The organism is Modestobacter marinus (assembly GCF_019799945.1).
In the GTDB taxonomy this organism is placed as follows: domain Bacteria; phylum Actinomycetota; class Actinomycetes; order Mycobacteriales; family Geodermatophilaceae; genus Modestobacter; species Modestobacter marinus_B.
On sequence record NZ_JABGCH010000014.1, the window covers coordinates 39,370 to 58,700 of the forward strand.

At 73.4% G+C, this 19,331-nt stretch carries 17 protein-coding genes; 7 read left to right on the forward strand and 10 right to left on the reverse strand.

Annotation, left to right across the window (positions count from 1 at the left end):
* Window positions 1–34: 34 nt before the first annotated feature.
* Window positions 35–1,861, forward strand: a complete 1,827-nt coding sequence (locus HK417_RS13030) for an SCO7613 C-terminal domain-containing membrane protein (RefSeq protein ID WP_222267093.1) — start codon at window positions 35–37, stop codon at window positions 1,859–1,861.
* A gap of 27 nt (window positions 1,862–1,888) precedes the next feature.
* On the opposite strand, the gene HK417_RS13035 is transcribed toward HK417_RS13030, so the two are convergent.
* The 9 genes from HK417_RS13035 to HK417_RS13075 all read right to left on the reverse strand — a co-directional run bounded on the left by HK417_RS13035 (window position 1,889) and on the right by HK417_RS13075 (window position 9,517).
* Window positions 1,889–2,527 carry a hypothetical protein gene (locus HK417_RS13035; protein WP_222267095.1) on the reverse strand — a complete coding sequence of 213 codons (639 nt, stop codon included), beginning with the start codon at window positions 2,525–2,527 and terminating at the stop codon, window positions 1,889–1,891.
* Between the two features lie 63 nt (window positions 2,528–2,590).
* Window positions 2,591–2,974 (reverse strand): metal-sulfur cluster assembly factor, encoded by a 384-nt coding sequence (locus tag HK417_RS13040; RefSeq protein WP_261326576.1) that lies wholly within the window; start codon window positions 2,972–2,974, stop codon window positions 2,591–2,593.
* Between the two features lies 1 nt (window position 2,975).
* Entirely contained in the window at window positions 2,976–3,428 is a 453-nt protein-coding gene (sufU, locus tag HK417_RS13045) for a Fe-S cluster assembly sulfur transfer protein SufU (RefSeq protein ID WP_222267098.1), read from the reverse strand.
* Entirely contained in the window at window positions 3,428–4,756 is a 1,329-nt protein-coding gene (locus HK417_RS13050; protein ID WP_261326577.1) for a cysteine desulfurase, read from the reverse strand. The genes sufU and HK417_RS13050 overlap by 1 nt, the downstream gene beginning before the upstream one ends.
* On the reverse strand, window positions 4,753–5,571 hold the full coding sequence (gene sufC / locus HK417_RS13055; RefSeq protein ID WP_222267099.1) for a Fe-S cluster assembly ATPase SufC: 819 nt from the start codon (window positions 5,569–5,571) through the stop codon (window positions 4,753–4,755). The genes HK417_RS13050 and sufC overlap by 4 nt, the downstream gene beginning before the upstream one ends.
* A gap of 15 nt (window positions 5,572–5,586) precedes the next feature.
* Window positions 5,587–5,931, reverse strand: coding sequence for a non-heme iron oxygenase ferredoxin subunit (locus tag HK417_RS13060; protein ID WP_222267102.1), 345 nt, complete (start codon window positions 5,929–5,931; stop codon window positions 5,587–5,589).
* Window positions 5,932–5,934: 3 nt separating this feature from the next.
* Complete coding sequence (sufD, locus tag HK417_RS13065; RefSeq protein ID WP_222267104.1) at window positions 5,935–7,248, reverse strand: Fe-S cluster assembly protein SufD; 1,314 nt, start codon at window positions 7,246–7,248, stop codon at window positions 5,935–5,937.
* Window positions 7,248–8,690, reverse strand: coding sequence for a Fe-S cluster assembly protein SufB (gene sufB, locus HK417_RS13070; protein ID WP_222267106.1), 1,443 nt, complete (start codon window positions 8,688–8,690; stop codon window positions 7,248–7,250). Before sufB ends, sufD begins: the two co-directional genes overlap by 1 nt.
* Window positions 8,687–9,517: a helix-turn-helix transcriptional regulator gene (locus HK417_RS13075; RefSeq protein WP_222267108.1), complete on the reverse strand. Its 831-nt coding sequence runs from the start codon at window positions 9,515–9,517 to the stop codon at window positions 8,687–8,689. Before HK417_RS13075 ends, sufB begins: the two co-directional genes overlap by 4 nt.
* 164 nt (window positions 9,518–9,681) lie before the next feature.
* On the opposite strand from HK417_RS13075, the gene HK417_RS13080 reads away from it, so the two are divergent.
* Window positions 9,682–10,623, forward strand: coding sequence for a COX15/CtaA family protein (locus HK417_RS13080; RefSeq protein ID WP_308123559.1), 942 nt, complete (start codon window positions 9,682–9,684; stop codon window positions 10,621–10,623).
* A 230-nt stretch (window positions 10,624–10,853) separates the two neighbouring features.
* Here HK417_RS13080 and HK417_RS13085 read toward each other — a convergent pair whose 3' ends face one another.
* Window positions 10,854–11,753, reverse strand: a complete 900-nt coding sequence (locus HK417_RS13085; RefSeq protein WP_308123560.1) for a heme o synthase — start codon at window positions 11,751–11,753, stop codon at window positions 10,854–10,856.
* A gap of 367 nt (window positions 11,754–12,120) precedes the next feature.
* On the opposite strand from HK417_RS13085, the gene tkt reads away from it, so the two are divergent.
* From tkt to HK417_RS13110, 5 genes are all read left to right on the forward strand, one after another.
* On the forward strand, window positions 12,121–14,352 hold the full coding sequence (tkt, locus tag HK417_RS13090) for a transketolase (RefSeq protein WP_222267111.1): 2,232 nt from the start codon (window positions 12,121–12,123) through the stop codon (window positions 14,350–14,352).
* A 37-nt stretch (window positions 14,353–14,389) separates the two neighbouring features.
* Window positions 14,390–15,496, forward strand: a complete 1,107-nt coding sequence (gene tal / locus HK417_RS13095) for a transaldolase (protein ID WP_222267113.1) — start codon at window positions 14,390–14,392, stop codon at window positions 15,494–15,496.
* A 138-nt stretch (window positions 15,497–15,634) separates the two neighbouring features.
* A complete protein-coding gene (gene zwf / locus HK417_RS13100; protein WP_222267115.1) occupies window positions 15,635–17,152 on the forward strand; it encodes a glucose-6-phosphate dehydrogenase in 1,518 nt (505 codons plus the stop codon).
* Window positions 17,153–17,195: 43 nt separating this feature from the next.
* Entirely contained in the window at window positions 17,196–18,392 is a 1,197-nt protein-coding gene (locus HK417_RS13105) for a glucose-6-phosphate dehydrogenase assembly protein OpcA (RefSeq protein WP_222267118.1), read from the forward strand.
* The gene (locus tag HK417_RS13110) at window positions 18,389–19,264 is read left to right on the forward strand and encodes a 6-phosphogluconolactonase (protein WP_222267120.1); all 876 of its coding nucleotides are present in this window, start codon (window positions 18,389–18,391) and stop codon (window positions 19,262–19,264) included. Before HK417_RS13105 ends, HK417_RS13110 begins: the two co-directional genes overlap by 4 nt.
* The last annotated feature ends 67 nt before the right edge of the window (window positions 19,265–19,331 follow it).

Here is a 19,331-nt window from a genome sequence, read left to right on the forward strand (position 1 = left end):
GTGAGCCGCAGCCGGCCGGACGAGGAGGTACAGCGTGCCGCGGACCCCCGAGGTCGCCTACCCGCCGCCGGTCGGCTCGCTGCCCAGCCCGCCGCCTGCGCCGGACGACGAGGACGGGCTCGGCCAGCTCACCCTCCAGCAGGTCCTGCTCGGCGCGGGTGCCGTCGCCCTGGTCGCCGCCGGCTCGGCCTCGCTGGGCCCGCGGGGCTGGGTGCTGCAGGCCACGCTGGCGCTCGCGACCGCCGCCGCGTCGCTGCTGTGCGGCCGTCGCGGCCTGCGGGCCTCGGAGGAGACGCTGGCGGCGTCGACCGTCGTGCTGGTCCTGATCAGCAGCCGGGCCGCGGACGAGACGTCGGCGGCGGTGACGGTGCTCGGGGGCCTGGCGGTCGCGTGCCTCGTCCTGGGCCTGGTCCGGCGCACCTCCGTCGTGTGGCCGCTGTCGGCCTGGGTCGCCGGGCAGGCCGCCGTCCTGACCGGGCTGGACGGCTGGTACCAGACCCGGCCGGTGCTGGTGGCGACCGTGCTCGGGACCGCGCTCGTAGGCCTGCTGGTCAGCCGCTTCGCCCGGCGGTCGCTGGCCGTGCTGACGCTGGCCACGACCGTCCCGTGGTGGCTCACCGGGGTGACCTGGGGCCTCCTCCTGGTCTGGCGGACGCCGGAGCTCGGCGTGGCCGCCGGGATCGCCGCGCTCGTCGTCGCCGCCGCCGGCGGACTGGCCTGGCTGCGCGCCCGCCAGTCCCTGCGCCCGCTCCTGGGTCCGCGGGCCGCCGTCCCGGTGACCGCCGGGGTGGTCGCCGCGGTCGCCGTCTCCGGCGCGCTGGACGCGGCCGGCCGCGCGGGCACGTCGACCAGCGGCTACCTCGGGCTGGTGGTCGCGACGGTGGTGGCCGTGACGGCCTCGCCCCAGCCGAACGCGGTGACGCGGCCGACGGGGCTGGCGTCGGCGACCGCGCTGACCGGCCTGGCCGCCGCCCGGCTGCTCGCCACCGGGCACTGGTCGCAGCTGGCCGGCCTGCTGCTGGCCGCCGCGCTGCCGGCCGTCCTGGTGGCCGCCCGGCAACCGTCGGACCGGGCCGGCGCCCTGCCGGTCGCCGTCGGCTGCCTGGCCGGCGCCGTCCTCCTCACCGAGGCCGACGGCTCGCTGCCGGTCACCTTCGCCGGGCCGCTGCTGGTGGTCCTCGCGTTGCTGGCGCTGGAGGTCGCCACCCTGCTCCGCGGGGACCGGTCGGAGATCCCCCTGGCCGGCAGCGCCGCGGCCGTCGCGGTGGTCGCCGTGATCGACGTCGGCCGCTCCGGCGACCTGCCCCCGGTGACGCTGACCCTGGCCGTCCTCGGCGCGGCCGGGCTGGGCTACGCCTACCTGGCCGATCGGGACCCGGCCCGGGGAGCCGGCTGCCTGGCGCTGGTGGCCGCGGCGTGGCTGGCGGCCGCCGATGCCGGGAGCACGGTGCCCGAGGCCTACACCCTCCCGGCCGCGGTCGTGCTGTCGCTGTACGCCGGCCCCCGGCTGGTCACCGACCCGTCCTGGTCGACGGTGGGCCCCGCGCTGGTCACCGCGTTCGCGCCGTCCACCGTCCTCGCGGTCGTGGACCCGGACACCCCGCGCCTGGTGCTGCTGGTCACCGGAGCGACCGTGGCGGTGCTCGCCGGTACCCGCTGGCGGCTGCGCGCGCCGTTCGTGGTGGGCGCCGTCTCGCTGGTCGTCGTCGCGGTCGGCCGGGCGGTCGCCTGGCTGCCGGTGCCCGGCCTGCTCGCGCTGGCCGTCGCCGGGGTCGCGCTGCTCGTCGTGGGGATCAGGTTCGAGTCCCGCCGCCGACGCCGCACCGCCGAGGGCCCCGACCAGGTCGCCGACCTGCGCTGATGCGGTTCCTTGCAGCCGCTGTACGGGTCAGGTGAAGAGGACCTCGGCGCATACGGGCCGCCAGCCGGCGGAGAGGAACGCCCGGAGCGAGGCCGTGTTCGCCGGGGCCACCTGCGCCCACAGCGGCTCACCGGCGGGCTGCAGCGCGGGGGCAGCGGCGGCCAGAGCGGTGCCGAGGCCACGACCCCGGGCCGCCGGGAACACCTCGACCGCCGCCTCCCAGCGGCCCGCGACGCCGCACCCGAGGACGAGCACGCCGGTGCCGTCGGGCGTCGTCCAGACCCGGACGCCGGTGCGGTGCGCCAGCGCGCGCCGGACGCGCGGGTGCTGCCCCGGCTCGACCTCGACGAGGTCGACTCCCGGTCCCGCGGGCGGCGGCGGCGCCACCAGGACGGCGTCCAGCACGCCCGGCTCCGCGCCCACCCGGTCGGCGAGCGCGGCCAGGAACCGGGCACCCAGCGGTGCGGCGAGGGGGTCGTGCGCGATCTGGGCGGCGACCCAGTACGGGTCGACGTCCGCCGCGACGACGTGCCACGCCGTCCCCCCGACGACGAGTGCCCGCGCCCCGAGGGGCGCGGGCACCGCGGTGACGCGCGCATCGGCCGGCGGGGTCTCCCCCGCGGCCAGCCGCTTCAGGAGCAACGCAAGGTGATGCAGCGTCGACATGCTGGAACGGCCCTCCTGCAGGGACCCGCCGCGAGCCTGCGAGCGGTGGGGGCAGAAGGGTCCTCAGACCCGGAAGCCGAGGGCGCGCAGCTGCTCGCGGCCGTCGTCGGTGATCTTGTCGGGACCCCACGGCGGCATCCAGACCCAGTTGATCCTGATGTCGTCGACCAGGCCGGGGCCGGGGCCGCCGGTCAGTGCCTGCCGGGCCTGGTCCTCGATGACGTCGGTCAGCGGACAGGCCGCCGAGGTCAGCGTCATGTCGATGATGGCGACGTTGGCCTCGGTGTCGACGTCGAGGCCGTAGACGAGGCCGAGGTCGACCACGTTGACCCCGAGCTCGGGGTCGACGACATCGCGCATGGCCTCCTCGACGTCCTCGAGCAGGGCGGACTTGCCGCCGACGATGCCCTCGTCGGTGGTCGAACCGGGGGTGGTGGGGTCGCTCATGTCAGTTCACTCCTTGCCAGGCGCGGGCGCTCGCGTCCTTCAGCGCCATCCAGCTCATCAGCGCGCACTTGATCCGGGCCGGGTACTTGGAGACGCCGGCGAAGGCGACGGCGTCCTCGAGCTGGTCCTCGAGCTGCTCCGCCACCGACGCGTCGCCCTTGCTCTGCATCAGGGTCTTGAAGTGCTCACCGGTCTCCAGCGCTTCGGGCACCGTCCGGCCGACCACCAGGTCGTACATGGCCGAGACCGACGCCTGGCTGATCGAGCAGCCCATCCCCTCGTAGGAGACGTCGGCGATGGTGTCGCCGTCCAGGTGCACCCGCAGGGTCACCTCGTCCCCGCAGGTCGGGTTGACGTGGTGGACCTCGGCCTCGAACGGCTCCCGCAGGCCGCGGCCGTGGGGGTTCCGGTAGTGGTCCAGGATGATCTCCTGGTACATCGACTGCAGCTGCATCAGGCGGGTGCCTCCTCCGGCGTCGTCCCGAAGAAGCGCTGCGCCGCCCGCACACCTTCCACGAGCGCGTCGACGTCGTCGTAGCCGGTGTGCACGTAGAACGTGGCCCGGGTCGTCGCCGGCACGCCGAAGCGGCGGACGACCGGCCAGGCGCAGTGGTGCCCCACCCGGACGGCGATGCCCAGGTCGTCGAGGACCTGGCCGACGTCGTGCGGGTGGATCCCCTCGACGGTGAAGCTGATCGCTCCCCCGCGGGCGACGGTGTCCGGCGGGCCGATCACGGTCACCCCGGGGATCGCCTGCAGCTGCTCGAGCGCGTACCCGGTGAGCGCCTCCTCGTGCGCGTGCACGTTGGCCATGCCCAGCCGCTCCAGGTACTCGACGGCCGCGCCCAACCCGATCACCTGCGCGGTCATCGGCACGCCGGCCTCGAAGCGCTGCGGCGGGGGCATGAAGGTGCTGCCCTCCATCCGCACGACCTCGATCATCGAGCCACCGGTGAGGAAGGGCGGCAGGGCGTCGAGCACCTCGTACCGGCCCCACAGCACGCCGACCCCGGTCGGGCCGAGCATCTTGTGCCCGGAGAAGACCAGGAAGTCCGCACCCAGCTCGGTGACGTCGACCGGCTGGTGCGGCACCGACTGCGCGCCGTCGACCAGCACCAGGGCGCCGACCTCGTGCGCCCGGGCGACGATCCGCTCCAGCGGGTTGATCGTGCCCAGGATGTTCGACTGCTGGGTGACCGCGACCAGCTTGGTCCGCTCGTTGACGACCGTGCCGAGGTCGGCGAGGTCCAGCCGGCCCTCGTCGGTCAGGCCGAGCCAGCGCAGGGTCGCCCCGGTGCGCTCGCACAGCTGCTGCCACGGCACGAGGTTGGCGTGGTGCTCCATCTCGGTCACCACGATCTCGTCGCCCTGGCCGACGGCGTACCGGCGGAACGCCTTCTCCTTGGCGGTGGCGGCGTTGGACAGCGCGTAGGCGACCAGGTTGATCGCCTCGGTGGTGTTCCGGGTGAAGACGACCTCGGTCTCCGGAGCGCCGATGAACCGCCCGACGGCCGCCCGGGCCGCCTCGTAGAGGCCGGTGGCCTCCTCGGCGAGCTGGTGGGCACCGCGGTGCGGGGCGGCGTTGTGGTTCTCGTAGAAGTCCCGCTCGGCGTCGAGCACCGACCGCGGCTTCTGCGACGTGGCCCCGGAGTCCAGGTAGACCAGCCGGCGACCGTCCCGCACGGTGCGGGACAGGATCGGGAAGTCCGCCCGGATCGCCTCGACGTCCAGAGGCAGGGGCACCTGCTGCGCCCCGGCGGGACGCGAGACGGTCACGGTCATGCCTTCGCCGTCTCCTTCGAGTCCTTCACGTACGCGGCGTAGCCCTCGTTCTCGAGCTTGTCCGCCAGCTCGGAGCCGCCCTCCTCGACGATCCGGCCGTTGACGAACACGTGCACGTAGTCGGGCTTGATGTAGCGGAGGATCCGCGTGTAGTGGGTGATCAGCAGGACGCCGACCGGGCTGTCGGCCTTGGCCCGGTTGACACCCTCGGAGACGACTCGCAGCGCGTCGACGTCCAGGCCGGAGTCGGTCTCGTCGAGGATCGCGATCCGCGGCTTGAGCAGCCGCATCTGCAGGATCTCGTGGCGCTTCTTCTCACCGCCGGAGAAGCCCTCGTTGACGTTGCGCTCGGCGAAGACGGAGTCCATCTCCAGCGCCTCCATCTCGGTGCGGACGTCCTTCACCCAGGTGCGCAGCTTCGGCGCCTCGCCGGTGATGGCGGTCGCCGCGGTGCGCAGGAAGTTGGACACCGACACCCCGGGGACCTCGACCGGGTACTGCATGGCCAGGAACAGGCCGGCCCGGGCGCGCTCGTCGACGGTCATGGTCAGGACGTCCTCGCCGTCCAGGGTCACGGTGCCGCCGGTGATCGTGTACTTGGGGTGCCCGGCGATCGAGTAGGCCAGGGTCGACTTGCCCGACCCGTTGGGGCCCATGATCGCGTGGGTCTCGCCGCCACGGACGGTCAGGTCGACGCCGCGGAGGATCTCCTTGGCCTCGTCACCCTCGCCGACGGTGACGTGCAGGTCGCGGATCTCCAGCACGCTGGTGCCGGCGGTGCCGGTGGACGTGGGGGTGGCGGTGGGGCTGGTCACGGGTGTTCTCGCTCCTCAGTTGCTGGCCACGGCGAGGGGGGCGTCGACGTCGACCAGGACGTCGTCACCCTCCACCCGGACCGGGTAGACGGGGACCGGCTCGGTGGCCGGGAGGTTGGTGGGCTGCCCGGTGCGCAGGTCGAAGCACGACCCGTGCAGCGCGCACTCGATGGTGGGGGCGCCGTCGAACTCCTCGACCTCGCCCTCGCTGAGCGGGACCTCGGCGTGCGAGCAGACGTCCTCGATGGCGAACAGCTCACCCTCGAAGTCGACGACGGCGATGTCGACGTCCGGCAGCTCGACCCGCAGGGCCCCGTCCTCGGGGACCTCGGACCGGGCGCAGACGCGCTCGAAACCCATGGGTCAGGCCACCTCGACGGGCTGCTCGTCGAGCTCGGGCAGGGCGCCGAGCCGCCGCTCGATGGCGGTCATCAGCCGCTCCTGCAGCGCGGGGACGCCGATGTGCTGGACGACGTCGGCGAAGAAGCCGCGCACCACCAGGCGACGCGCGGTCTCGGCGTCGATGCCCCGCGAGCACAGGTAGAACAGCTGCTCGTCGTCGAACCGGCCGGTCGCGCTGGCGTGGCCGGCGCCGATGATCTCGCCGGTCTCGATCTCCAGGTTCGGCACCGAGTCGGCGCGGGCCCCGTCGGTGAGCACCAGGTTGCGGTTGAGCTCGTAGGTGTCGGTCCCGATCGCCGCGGGGCGGATCCGGACGTCACCGATCCACACGGTCCGGGCGTTCTCGCCCTGCAGCGCGCCCTTGTAGACGACGTTGCTGCGGCAGTGCGGCGTGGCGTGGTCGACCCAGAGCCGGTGCTCCTGGTGCTGGGTCTCGTCGGCGAAGTACAGGCCGAACAGGTCCACCGAGCCTCCGGGGCCGGCGTACTGCACGTTGCTGACCAGCCGCACGAGGTCGCCGCCGAGGGTGACCACGACCTGCTTGAGGGTGGCGTCCCGGCCGACGACGGCGTCGAACTGGGTGCCGTGCACGGTGCCGGCGGCCCAGTCCTGGACCGAGACGACGGTCAGCTGCGCGCCGTCCCCGATGAGGAACGAGACGGTGCCGGCGTACTTGGCCAGGCCGCTGTGGTCGAGCACGACGGTCGCCTTCGCGAACGCGCCGACCTCGACGACGAGCTGGCCCCAGACGACGTCCTGGCTGCCGGTGCCGGACAGCCCGAGGGTGACCGGGCGGTCGAGCACGGCCTCCGTGGCGATCCGGACGACGGCGGCGCCGTTGCTGCGCTGGCGGGTGAGCGCGGCGAGCCGGTCGACCGGCTCGGGCAGGCCCTTGAGCAGCGGGTCGTCGGCCTCCACGCTGGTCAGCTCGACGCCCTCGGGCAGGTCGGTGTCCCACCGCAGGTGCGCGTCGGACGGGGCGCCGTTGAGCAGCTGGCGGACGCGGCGCATCGGGGTGAAGCGCCACTCCTCCTCGCGGCCCGTGGGCACGGCGAAGGCGTCGGGGTCGGTCGAGGTGAACCGCTCGGCCGGCGAGCCGGTCGGGGCGGGACCACCGTGGGAGTGGGCACCGGGTGACACGTCACCGGCCGTGCCGGTCCCCGCGGCCGGGGTGGTCGGCGGGCCGGCCTGCGCGCCCACGCCGGGAGCGAAGAGCTCCCCGGCGAGGGCCGCGGTGTCCGTGGTCAGGGTTGTCTGGTCGTCAGAGGCCGACATCAGCCGACGGCACCTTCCATCTGCAGCTCGATCAGGCGGTTCAGCTCGAGGGCGTACTCCATGGGCAGCTCCCGGGCGATGGGCTCGACGAAGCCGCGCACGACCATCGCCATCGCCTCGTCCTCGGACAGACCGCGGCTCATCAGGTAGAAGAGCTGGTCGTCGCTGACCCGGGAGACGGTGGCCTCGTGGCCCATGGCGACGTCGTCCTCGCGGACGTCGACGTAGGGGTAGGTGTCCGACCGGCTGATGGTGTCGACCAGCAGGGCGTCGCACTTCACCGTCGACCGGGAGCCGTGGGCGCCCTCGTCGATCTGCACGAGGCCGCGGTAGGAGGTGCGGCCACCACCGCGGGCGACGGACTTGGACACGATCGTCGAGGAGGTGTGGGGCGCGGCGTGCACCATCTTGGCGCCGGCGTCCTGGTGCTGGCCCTCGCCGGCGAAGGCGATGGACATGACCTCGCCCTTGGCGTGCTCGCCGGTCATCCACACGGCCGGGTACTTCATCGTCACCTTGGAGCCGATGTTGCCGTCGACCCACTCCATGGTCGCGCCCTCGTGGGCCACGGCCCGCTTGGTGACCAGGTTGTAGACGTTGTTCGACCAGTTCTGGATGGTCGTGTACCGGCAGCGCGCGTTCTTCTTGACGATGATCTCGACGACCGCGGAGTGCAGGGAGTCGGTCTTGTAGATCGGCGCGGTGCAGCCCTCGACGTAGTGCACGTAGGCGCCCTCGTCGATGATCATCAGGGTCCGCTCGAACTGGCCCATGTTCTCGGTGTTGATCCGGAAGTAGGCCTGCAGCGGGATCTCCACGTGCACGCCCTTCGGCACGTAGATGAACGAGCCGCCGGACCACACCGCGGTGTTCAGCGCGGCGAACTTGTTGTCGCCGGCCGGGATGACCGAGCCGAAGTACTCGCGGAACAGGTCCGGGTGCTCCTTCAGCGCCGTGTCGGTGTCCAGGAAGATGACGCCCTGCTCCTCGAGGTCCTCACGGATCTTGTGGTAGACGACCTCGGACTCGTACTGGGCCGCGACACCGGAGACCAGCCGCTGCTTCTCCGCCTCCGGGATGCCCAGCTTGTCGTAGGTGTTCTTGATGTCGTCGGGCAGGTCGTCCCAGGTGGCGGCCTGCGCCTCGGTGGAGCGCACGAAGTACTTGATGTTCTGGAAGTCGATGCCGGAGAGGTCCGAGCCCCAGTCGGGCATGGGCTTCTTGCCGAAGATCTTCAGCGCCTTGAGGCGCCGCTCGAGCATCCACTCCGGCTCGTTCTTGCGCCGCGAGATGTCCCGGACGACGTCCTCGTTCAGCCCGCGCTTGGCGGCCGCGCCGGCGACGTCGGTGTCGGCCCAGCCGTACTGGTAGTGGCCGATCGAGTCGATCGTCTCGTCCTGGGTCAGCGGCGTGCTCGTCACCGGCTGCTGGGTGCTGGTCATGCGGGGGTCCTCTCCCGGTCGATCAGGGGGGTGGATCGAGTGCTGGCGCCCGCCGTTGCGGCTGTGGCGCGACCAGCAGGTACAGGGTCTGTCGGGGCTGCTTTGTTCCCGCTGCGGGGGGTGCGCTGCCCGGGGATGTGCGTCGTGCAGACGCCGTCGCCGTGGGCGATCGTCGCAAGTCGCTGGACGTGCGTGCCGACCAGCCGGCTGATGACCGCGGTCTCGGCGTCGCACAGCTGGGGGAACTCGGCCGCGACGTGCGCGACCGGGCAGTGGTGCTGGCACAGCTGCTCGCCGCTGGAGATGGCCCCGCTACCGATGGACGTGGCCATCGCGGCGTAGCCCTCGGTGGTGAGCGCCGCGGCCACGACCTGGGCCCGGTCGACGGGCTCCGCCGAGGCCGCCTGGGCCTGCTGGACGGCGGCCGAGCACCGCTGCTCCAGCCCGGAGAGCTGCTGCTCGGCCACCTCGCGGACCGCCTCGGGGCCGCCGTGCGCCGCGACGAACCGCAGCGCGGTCAGCGCCAGGTCGTCGTAGGCGTGCGGGAACGCGGCGCGGCCGGCCTCGGTGAGGGCGAACCGGCGGGCGGGTCGGCCGCGACCGCGCCGTCCGGCGGGCGCGTGGACGTCCACGCCCTCGGCCACCCGCCCGGTGGCCAGCAGGGCGTCGAGGTGACGGCGCACCGCCGCCGGGGAGACGCCCAGCCGGGCTGCGAGCTCGGCGGCGGTCTGCGCGCCGTGCTCCAGGAGGAGGGCGCTCACCCGGTCACGGGTGCGGCCGTCGTCGGCCGGAGCCGAGGACGGGACACGCGCCGGGTTGGATTCCACAACACGATTGTGTGCTTATTCGGGGAGCCCGCAAGCAAGGCCGCCCTTACCTGCGGGCGCCCCGAGATGCAGGTCACACCCCCGCCGGTCCTCGTCCGCCCCGGCGACCGTCACCCGGCTGCGGCCGCTCGGGCGTCCGCGCCGCGATCAGTAGCATCGGGGCCGTGTCGGCTCTCCCCGCCCAGCTCCGTCGTGCGGCGGTGACCCCCGCGACCGTCTCCCGCGTCGCCCTGGCCAACGTGGTCGCCAACGGGCTGATCGTCGTCACCGGCGGGGCCGTGCGGCTCACCGGGTCCGGGCTCGGCTGCCCCACCTGGCCGCGGTGCACCGACGACAGCTTCGTCGCCACCCCCGAGCTGGCCGGCCACGGCGCGATCGAGTTCGGCAACCGGCTGCTCACCTTCGTGCTGACCGCGGTCGCGATCGCCACGCTGGTCGCGGTGTTCCGCTCGGCCCGGCGGGACCTGCGCCGGCTGGCGGTGCTGAGCTTCCTGGGCATCCCGGCCCAGGCGCTGCTCGGCGGGGTCACCGTGCTCACCGGCCTCAACCCGTGGACGGTCGCCGCGCACTTCCTGCTCTCGATGGTGCTGGTGCACGTCGCCACCACGCTGTGGCTGCGGTCCCGCGAGCCGGGGGTGGGGCAGCTGCTGGTCCGGCGTCCGTTCGCGCTGCTGACCACGGGCATCGCCGCCACCGTCGCCGCCGTCCTCGTCGTCGGCACGGTGGTGACCGGCAGCGGTCCGCACAGCGGGGACCCGGCGGCCGGGCGGACCGGCCTGGACCCGGAGCTGATGAGCCAGCTGCACGCCGACGTCGTCTTCCTGCTCATCGGCCTGACCGTCGCCCTGCTGGTGGCCCTGCACGCCACCGACTCCCCCGGCCGGGTGCGGCGGGCCGCGCGTGACCTGCTGGTCGTGCAGCTGGCCCAGGGCGTCGTCGGCTACGCGCAGTACTTCACCCAGCTGCCGGCGGTGCTCGTGCTGCTGCACATGGCCGGCGCGGTGCTGATCACCGTCTACACGGCGCGGCTGCTGTGGGCGGTCCGCGGGCCGGCGTCCGAGCTCCCCGTCGCGGGCCCCGCGACCGCCGAGGCCGTCACCCGCTGACGCAGGACCTGGTCCCACCGACTGTCGCGGCTACCTCCGCCGGACGGAGTGCACCCCAGGCCGGGTCCTGGTGGCCAGGACCCCGCCTCAGCGCACACCTTGCGCACCCCGGCGGGGGGTGATGGACGCTGGTGGCGCATTTCCCAGCGGGGGAACGCGCCATCCGCGTGCACTGCCCGGGCCCGCCCCGCCTCCAGCGCCGGGGACTCGAGGCGCCGGGGTCCGGCGGTTCAGACGAGGACGTCGAGGACGATCGCCGCGGACAGCGCGGTCATGTAGTAGATCGAGATGTGGAACAGCTGCATGGGCCGGGTCTCGACGTCCTGCTTGATCCGGCCGTTCAGCTTGTGCGTCTCGGCGATGAACCAGACGCCCAGACCTGCGGCCAGCGCCGTGTACGGCCAGGCGATGCCGTAGTCGGCGGCCACCGGCCACAGCAGCAGGGAGACCGCGACCGTCGCCCAGGACCAGGCGACCATCTGTCGGCCGACGCTGCGCGCGGTGGTGACCACCGGCAGCATCGGCACGTCCGCGCGGGCGTAGTCGGCCCGGAAGCGCATCGCCAGCGCCCAGAAGTGCGGCATCTGCCAGCAGAAGACCACGCCGAAGAAGACCCAGGCGGGCCAGGCCAGCGAGCCGGTGACCGCGGCCCAGCCGATCAGCACCGGAGCCGCGCCGGGGATCCCGCCGAACTCGGTGGAGCGGCGGGTGTGCCGCTTGAACACCATCGTGTAGAGGACGGCGTAGTAGAAGATCGCGCCCGCGGCCAGCGCGGCGGCCAGCAGCGTCGTGGTGAGCGCCAGCAGCGTGATCGAGACGACGGTGAGCACGATCCCGAACACCAGTGCCGCGCGTGGGGTGATCGCCCCGGTCGGCAGCGGCCGGTTCTCGGTGCGGTGCATCAGCTGGTCGATGTCACGGTCGACGTAGCAGTTGAAGACGTTCGCCGCACCGGCCGCCATCGTGCCGCCGACCAGGGTCGCGACGACCAGGCCGGTCGAGGGCCAGCCCCCGGCCGCCAGCAGCATCGCCGGCAGGGTGGTGACCAGCAGCAGCTCGATGATGCGGGGCTTGGTGAGCGCCACGTAGGCGCGCACGGAGGACAGCGTCCGGGCTCGGTAGGCGCGCACGGAGGACAGCGTCCGGGCTCGGACGGCGGGACGGTCGGAGATCGCCGTCACCGGGTGCCCGGGAGCGCGCCGTCGCGCAGGCAGCAGGGCACCACGTGGTCCTTCTCCGCCGGGGATGGGTTGCCGGACCACTGTAGCCCGGCGGCCCACCGGGAACCGCCTGGTACCACTAGGGTTTGATCACGTTGACACTGCGCGTCCAGCGGGTAGGGCGGTCGTCGAGGACACCGGCGCACCCACCGCTTCTGACTCTCGACCGCGCCACACCGGGCGGCCGTGGTGCGCACCGTCGTCCGCCCGGGGTGGTGGGTTCCTGCGCCCTGGGCGGTCCGACATCGACCGACCCCGAGGGAGTACCGAGCGCCACATGACCACCGACAGCGGAACCTCCACGAAGAGCACCGCGCCCGAGGCTCCGGCCGAGGCCACCAGCGACTCCCCCACCGGCTCGCCGCGCCAGCCGGAGCCCACGCTGCCCGAGGCCTTCGGCGAGCTGGACCGCAAGGCCATCGACACCGCCCGCGTGCTGGCGATGGACGCCGTCCAGAAGGTGGGCAACGGCCACCCCGGGACGGCGATGAGCATGGCGCCCACGGCGTACCTGCTGTTCCAGAAGTGGCTGCAGCACGACCCGAGTGACCCGCACTGGGTCGGCCGGGACCGCTTCGTGCTCTCCATGGGGCACTCCAGCCTCACGCTGTACGTCCAGCTGTACCTCTCCGGCTATGGCCTGGAGCTGGAGGACCTGCAGGCGCTGCGCACCTGGGGATCGCTGACCCCGGGCCACCCCGAGGTCCACCACACCGCCGGCGTGGAGACCACCACCGGGCCGCTGGGCCAGGGCGTGGGCAACGCCGTCGGCATGGCGATGGCGGCCCGCCGCGAGCGCGGCCTGTTCGACCCGGAGGCCCCGGAGGGCGAGAGCCTCTTCGACCACACCATCTGGGCGTTCGCCTCCGACGGCGACCTGCAGGAGGGCGTGAGCGGCGAGGCCTCCTCCATCGCCGGCACCCAGCAGCTGGGCAACCTGGTCGTGGTCTACGACGACAACGAGATCTCGATCGAGGACCACACCGACATCGCGTTCACCGAGGACGTCGGCAAGCGCTACGAGGCCTACGGCTGGCACGTGCAGCACGTGGACGACGGTGAGGACCTCGCCGCCGTCGACGCCGCTTTCGCCGCCGCCAAGGCCGAGACCCAGCGCCCGTCGATCATCGTGCTGCACACCGTCATCGGCTGGCCGGCGCCCAACAAGCAGAACACCGGTGCGGCGCACGGCTCGGCGCTCGGCGAGGACGAGGTCAAGGCCACCAAGGAGATCCTCGGCTTCGACCCGGAGAAGACCTTCAACGTCGACCCCCAGGTCATCGGGCACGCCCGCGAGGTCGTCGAGCGCGGCAAGGCCGCGCACGCCGCCTGGGACGAGCGGTTCGCCACGTGGGAGCAGGCCAACCCGGACGCCGCCGAGCTGCTGTCCCGCATGGGCACCCGCACGCTGCCCGAGGGCTGGGCCGAGAAGCTGCCCAGCTGGCCGGCCGACCCCAAGGGCGTGGCCACCCGCAAGGCCTCCGGCGAGGTCCTCGCGGCCCTCTACCCCGAGCTCCCCGAGCTGTGGGGCGGCTCGGCCGACCTCGCGGAGAGCAACAACACCGCGGTCAAGGGCGAGCCGTCGTTCCTGCCGCCCAACCGCCAGACCAAGATGTGGACCGGCGGCATCTACGGCCGCACCCTGCACTTCGGCGTCCGCGAGCACGCCATGGGCGCGATCATGAACGGCATCGCGCTGCACGGCGGCACCCGCGTCTACGGCGGCACCTTCCTCACGTTCTCCGACTACATGCGCGGAGCGGTGCGGCTTGCGGCCCTGATGCAGCTGCCGGTCACCTACGTGTGGACGCACGACTCCATCGGCCTGGGCGAGGACGGCCCCACGCACCAGCCGATCGAGCACTACGCCGCGCTGCGGGCCATCCCCGGCCTGGACTTCGTCCGCCCCGCCGACGCGAACGAGACCGCCGTCGCCTGGCGGACGATCCTGGAGAACAACGACCGGCCCGCCGGTCTGGCGCTGTCCCGGCAGAACCTCCCGGTGTTCGACCGCGACGAGTTCGGGTCTGCCGAGGGCGTGGCCAACGGCGGCTACGTCCTGGCCGAGGCGTCCACCGGCACCCCCGAGGTGGTCCTCATGGGCACCGGCTCGGAGGTGCAGATCGCGGTGGCCGCCCGCGAGGTGCTGGAGGCCGACGGGGTGCCCACCCGGGTGGTCTCGCTGCCCTGCTGGGAGTGGTTCGCCGAGCAGGACCAGGCCTACCGCGACGAGGTGCTGCCGCCGTCGGTGAAGGCGCGGGTCAGCGTCGAGGCCGGCGTGCCGATGGGCTGGCGTGAGTTCGTCGGGGACGCCGGGCGGATCGTCGGCCTGAACCACTACGGCGCCAGCGCGGCCTTCGCCGTGCTGTACGAGCAGTTCGGGCTCACGCACGACGCCGTCGTGGCGGCCGCCCGGGAGAGCATCGAGGCCGCCGCCTCGGGCGCTGCGACCCCCGCGGGTCCCGGGGTGTCCCGCGGTGGGCTGCCCCACGCCACCGGCGACCGCTGATCTGACCACAATAAGAGAACCCGAGGGAGGGCACGTCATGGCCCAGAACGAGAACCTGGCCCAGCTGTCGAAGGCGGGGGTCGCCGTCTGGCTCGACGACCTGTCGCGCGACCGCATCCGCAGCGGCAACCTGCAGTCGCTGGTCGACGAGCACAGCATCGTCGGCGTCACCAGCAACCCGACCATCTTCGCCGCGGCGATCAGCGGCTCGTCGTCCTACGACGACCAGCTGCACGCCCTGGCCGTCCGCCAGGTGAGCGTCGAGGAGGCCCTGCGCACGATCACCGCCTCCGACGTCCGGGACGCCTGCGACCTGCTCGCCCCGGTGGCGGCGCGCACCGGCCGGGACGGCCGCGTCTCGCTGGAGGTGGCCCCGGGCCTGGCCCACGACACCGACGCCACCGCCTCCGAGGCGGCGCACCTGTGGTGGCTGGTGGACCGGCCGAACCTGTTCATCAAGATCCCGGCGACGCTCGCGGGCCTGCCCGCGATCACCACGTCCATCGCCAAGGGCATCAGCGTCAACGTCACCCTGATCTTCAGCCTCGAGCGGTACCGCGCCGTCATGGACGCCTACCTCAGTGGGCTGGAGCAGCGGCTGGCCGAGGACCCGAACGCCTCCCTCGAGGACGTCGAGTCCGTCGCGTCGTTCTTCGTCTCCCGCGTGGACACCGAGATCGACAAGCGGCTCGACGCGGCCGGCGCTAACGCCTCGCTCAAGGGCAAGGCCGGCATCGCCAACGCCCAGCTGGCCTACCGGGCCTACGAGGAGGTCTTCTCCTCCGACCGCTGGAAGGCGCTGGAGGCCAAGGGCGCCCAGCCGCAGCGGCCGCTGTGGGCCTCGACCGGGGTCAAGAACCCGGAGTACTCCGACACGATGTACATCAGCGAGCTCATCGGGCCGGACACGGTCAACACCATGCCGGAGAAGACCCTGATGGCCTACGCCGACCACGGGCAGCCGGGCACCGCGGTGCAGGAGGCCTACGCCGACGCGGAGCAGGTCATGAAGTCGGTGGCCGAGGCCGGGGTCGACCTGGACGACGTGTTCCGCGTCCTCGAGGAGGAGGGCGTGCAGAAGTTCGTCGACTCCTGGGACGAGCTGACCGCCTCGGTGAAGGAGCAGCTGCAGGACAAGGCGTGACCGGGCGGGCGCCGGCGAGGCCGTCCTCCGCCGGCGCCCGCGCCGCACGTCCGCACCACCCGGAACCACCCCGCCGTCCGGTCCAGCGCCGAGCCGGACGGCGGGCACTCTCGCAACTCCACCGAGGACGGAACCCCGATGTCTTCCAACCCGCTGCGCGATCCGCGGGACCGGCGGTTGCCCCGGGTGCCGGAGCCGTGTGCGCTCGTGGTCTTCGGCATCACCGGCGACCTGGCGCGCAAGAAGCTGCTCCCGGCCGTCTACGACCTGGCCAACCGGGGGCTGCTGCCCACCAACTTCGCCCTCCTCGGTTTCGCCCGGCGCGACTGGGGCGACGAAGCGTTCTCCGAGCTGGCCCGCTCCGCCGCCCGTGAGCACGCCCGGACCCCGTGGCGCGAGGAGGTCTGGGAGCGGCTGGCGAACAGCGTCCACTTCGTGCAGGGCTCGTTCGACGACGACAACGCCTTCGACGAGCTGGCCGGCGCGCTGAGCGAGCTGGAGGGCAGCCACGGGATCGGCGGCAACGCCGCCTTCTACCTGTCCATCCCGCCGGCGATGTTCCCCATCGTGCTCAAGCAGATGCAGCGCACCGGGATGGCCGAGAGCACCCTGGGGCGCTGGCGGCGCGTCGTCGTCGAGAAGCCCTTCGGCAACGACCTCGCCTCCAGCCGCGCGCTCAACGAGCTCGTCGACTCGGTCTTCAGCGCCGACGACGTCTTCCGCATCGACCACTACCTGGGCAAGGAGACGGTCCAGAACCTGCTGGCGCTGCGGTTCGCGAACACCCTGTTCGAGCCGGTCTGGAACGGCCACCACGTCGACTCGGTGCAGATCACCATGGCCGAGGACGTCGGCATCGGCGGCCGCGCCGGGTTCTACGAGAAGACCGGCGCCGCCCGGGACGTGCTGCAGAACCACCTGCTGCAGCTGCTGGCGCTCACCGCGATGGAGGAGCCGGTCGAGTTCTCCGCGGAGGAGATCCGCACCGAGAAGCTCAAGGTGCTGCGCGCGATCTCGGTGCCGGAGGACAAGGAGCGCTTCGCCGTCCGCGGGCAGTACGAGCAGGGCTGGCTGGCCGGGCAGCGGGCCATCGGGTACCGGGAGGAGGAGGGCGTCAGCCCGGAGTCCACGACCGAGACCTACGCCGCGGTGCGGCTGGGGGTGGAGACGCGGCGCTGGGCCGGCGTCCCGTTCTACCTGCGCGCCGGCAAGCGGCTCCCCCGCCGGGTCACCGAGATCGCCCTCGTGTTCAAGCGCGCCCCGCACCTGCCGTTCGCGCCCACCGACACCGAGGAGCTGGGCCACAACCAGCTGGTTATCCGCGTCCAGCCCGACGAGGGGGTGACCCTGAAGTTCGGCTCGAAGGTGCCCGGCAGCGTCATGGAGGTCCGGGACGTCGCCATGGACTTCCTCTACGGCGAGCAGTTCACCGAGGCGAGCCCGGAGGCCTACGAGCGCCTGCTGCTGGACGTCCTCCTCGGCGACGCCACCCTCTTCCCGCGCAACGCCGAGGTCGAGGCCTCCTGGGCGGTCATCGACCCGCTCGAGGAGTTCTGGGCCGGCACCACGCCACAGCCCTACCGGGCCGGCGAGTGGGGCCCGCGCGCCGCCGACGCGATGCTCGAGGCCGAGGGACGTCAGTGGCGCCGGCCGTGACCCCGTTCCTCCCCTCCCCCGTGCCCGCTCCCGAGGAGACCCCGTGACCACGCTCTGGGACACCACCGGATCCGCGGTGGTCAAGGAACTGGCCGCCCAGCGCCGCACCGGCGGGGCGGTGATGAGCGGCATCGCGCTGACCCTGGTGGTCGTCGCCGACGAGCGCCGGGTCGCCGAGGCCGAGCAGGCGGCGACGGCGGCCGCCGAGCTGCACCCGTGCCGGCTGCTCGTCGTCGTCCGCCGCCAGATCGAGGCCCCGATGCCGCGGCTGGACGCCGAGGTGCAGATCGGTGGCCGGCTGGGCCCCGGCGAGGCCGTGGTCATGCGGATGTACGGACGGCTGGGCCTGCACGCCGAGTCGGTCGTGCTGCCACTGCTGGCCGCCGACGCCCCCGTCGTCACCTGGTGGCACGAGTCGCCGCCGGAGCTCATCGCCCGCGACGCGCTCGGGGTGATCGCCGACCGGCGGATCACCGACTCGTCGCTGACCGACGACCCGGTGGCCGTTCTGCAGATGCGGGCCCGGGACTACGCCCCCGGGGACACCGACCTCGCCTGGACCCGCAGCACGCCCTGGCGGGCCATCCTCGCCTCCAGTCTGGACTCGGTCTCCGGCCGGCGCGGTGAACCGGTCCGGGTGGAGGGCGGTCAGATCGAGGGCGACCCCGCCAACGCCACCGCCCAGCTGGTGGCCGGGTGGCTGTCCTCCCGCTGCGGCTGCAGCGTCCCGGTGGTGCGCGGCGAGCGCGCCCCCGGCCCGTCGGGCATCTCCGGGGTGGTCCTGCGGCTGGACGAGGACGAGGAGGTGCGCCTGCGGGACGACCGCAAGGGCGGCGCGGTGATCAGCCAGCCCTACCGGCCCGACGCCGTCGTGGCGCTGCCCGAGCGCACGCTGGGTGAGCTGGTCGGCGAGGAGCTGCGGCGGCTGGACCCCGACGAGCCCTACAGCGAGGCGCTGGCGGCGGTCACCGGCCTGTCAGGGCTGAGCGAGCGGAGCGCCTGCCGGGATCACGTCTGGTACGACCCCATGCGCCCCGACCAGTCGGCGCAGGACGACGGCGACGGCCGCACGTCCACCCCGGCCGCCGCCCAGCCCGCACCCACCGTTCCGGTGACCTCGGAGGACACCGACGAGGTCGCCCGGAGCGGGGAGCACGACGACCCCGCGGACGACTCCGACGAGCAGCAGGTCGTCCAGTCGGCGGACGCGCCGTCGGCCGGGGAGGTGACGCGGCGATGACCCAGCAGTCCCCGGGTGACCGGGTCGACGAGGCGCTCGCCGCGCTGGGCCGGCCCACGCCGGACGTGGTCGTCCAGCCGGACGCCGAGCACCTGGCCCGGGTGGTCGCCTCCGCGCTGGTCGCCCGGCTGGCGGCGGCTCAGGCGGTGCACGGGACGGCGTCGGTGGTGCTCACCGGCGGCGGGATCGGCACCGCCGTCCTCCAGCGGGTCGCCGACCTGGCCGCGGAGCCCGAGCACGCCGTCGTGGACTGGCAGCAGGTCGACGTGTGGTGGGGCGACGAGCGGTTCGTGCCGGCCGGCTCCGACGACCGCAACGAGACCGGCGCCCGCACCGCCTTCCTCGACCGGGTGGGTCTGGACCCGGAGCGGCTGCACCCCATCCCGTCGTCGGACGCCGGCTTCGACGAGCCGGAGGACGCCGCCGCCTGGTACGCCGAGCAGCTGGCGGCCGCGGCCACGCGACTCGAGCGGGCGGCCCCTCCGCAGGGTCCCGCCGCGAGCTCGCGAGCGGCGGGGGGCGGAGGGGTCCTTCGACTCCCCCGCTTCGACGTGCTGATGCTCGGCATGGGCGGAGAGGGGCACGTGGCCTCGATCTTCCCGGAGTCGCCGGCGGCGCGGGACGAGCGGCCGGTGGTCGCCGTCCGCGACTGCCCCAAGCCGCCGCCCACCCGGATCAGCCTCGGGTTCCCGGCCATCACCTCCGCCGAGGAGGTCTGGCTGCTGGTCAGCGGCGAGGCGAAGGCCGACGCGGTGGCCCGGGCGCTCTCGGGCGAAGTGACCCCGGTGGAGCTGCCGGCCGCCGGCGCCCGGGGCACCCGGGCCACCCGCTGGCTGCTCGACGAGGCCGCTGCGAGCCAGCTGCCGCACTGACCGCCGCACGCGACGACGGCCCGGTCACCCCGGGCGGGTGACCGGGCCTGGTGACGTGCTGGGTCGG

Excerpts from the sequence above, each read along its gene's own strand:
- HK417_RS13035 (WP_222267095.1), bottom strand. The coding sequence starts at position 2,527 with ATGTCGACGCTGCATCACCTTGCGTTGCTCCTGAAGCGGCTGGCCGCG.
- HK417_RS13040 (WP_261326576.1), bottom strand. The coding sequence starts at position 2,974 with ATGAGCGACCCCACCACCCCCGGTTCGACCACCGACGAGGGCATCGTC.
- sufU (WP_222267098.1), bottom strand. The coding sequence starts at position 3,428 with ATGCAGCTGCAGTCGATGTACCAGGAGATCATCCTGGACCACTACCGG.
- HK417_RS13050 (WP_261326577.1), bottom strand. The coding sequence starts at position 4,756 with ATGACCGTGACCGTCTCGCGTCCCGCCGGGGCGCAGCAGGTGCCCCTG.
- HK417_RS13060 (WP_222267102.1), bottom strand. The coding sequence starts at position 5,931 with ATGGGTTTCGAGCGCGTCTGCGCCCGGTCCGAGGTCCCCGAGGACGGG.
- sufD (WP_222267104.1), bottom strand. The coding sequence starts at position 7,248 with ATGTCGGCCTCTGACGACCAGACAACCCTGACCACGGACACCGCGGCC.
- sufB (WP_222267106.1), bottom strand. The coding sequence starts at position 8,690 with ATGACCAGCACCCAGCAGCCGGTGACGAGCACGCCGCTGACCCAGGAC.
- tkt (WP_222267111.1), top strand. The coding sequence starts at position 12,121 with ATGACCACCGACAGCGGAACCTCCACGAAGAGCACCGCGCCCGAGGCT.
- tal (WP_222267113.1), top strand. The coding sequence starts at position 14,390 with ATGGCCCAGAACGAGAACCTGGCCCAGCTGTCGAAGGCGGGGGTCGCC.
- zwf (WP_222267115.1), top strand. The coding sequence starts at position 15,635 with ATGTCTTCCAACCCGCTGCGCGATCCGCGGGACCGGCGGTTGCCCCGG.
- HK417_RS13110 (WP_222267120.1), top strand. The coding sequence starts at position 18,389 with ATGACCCAGCAGTCCCCGGGTGACCGGGTCGACGAGGCGCTCGCCGCG.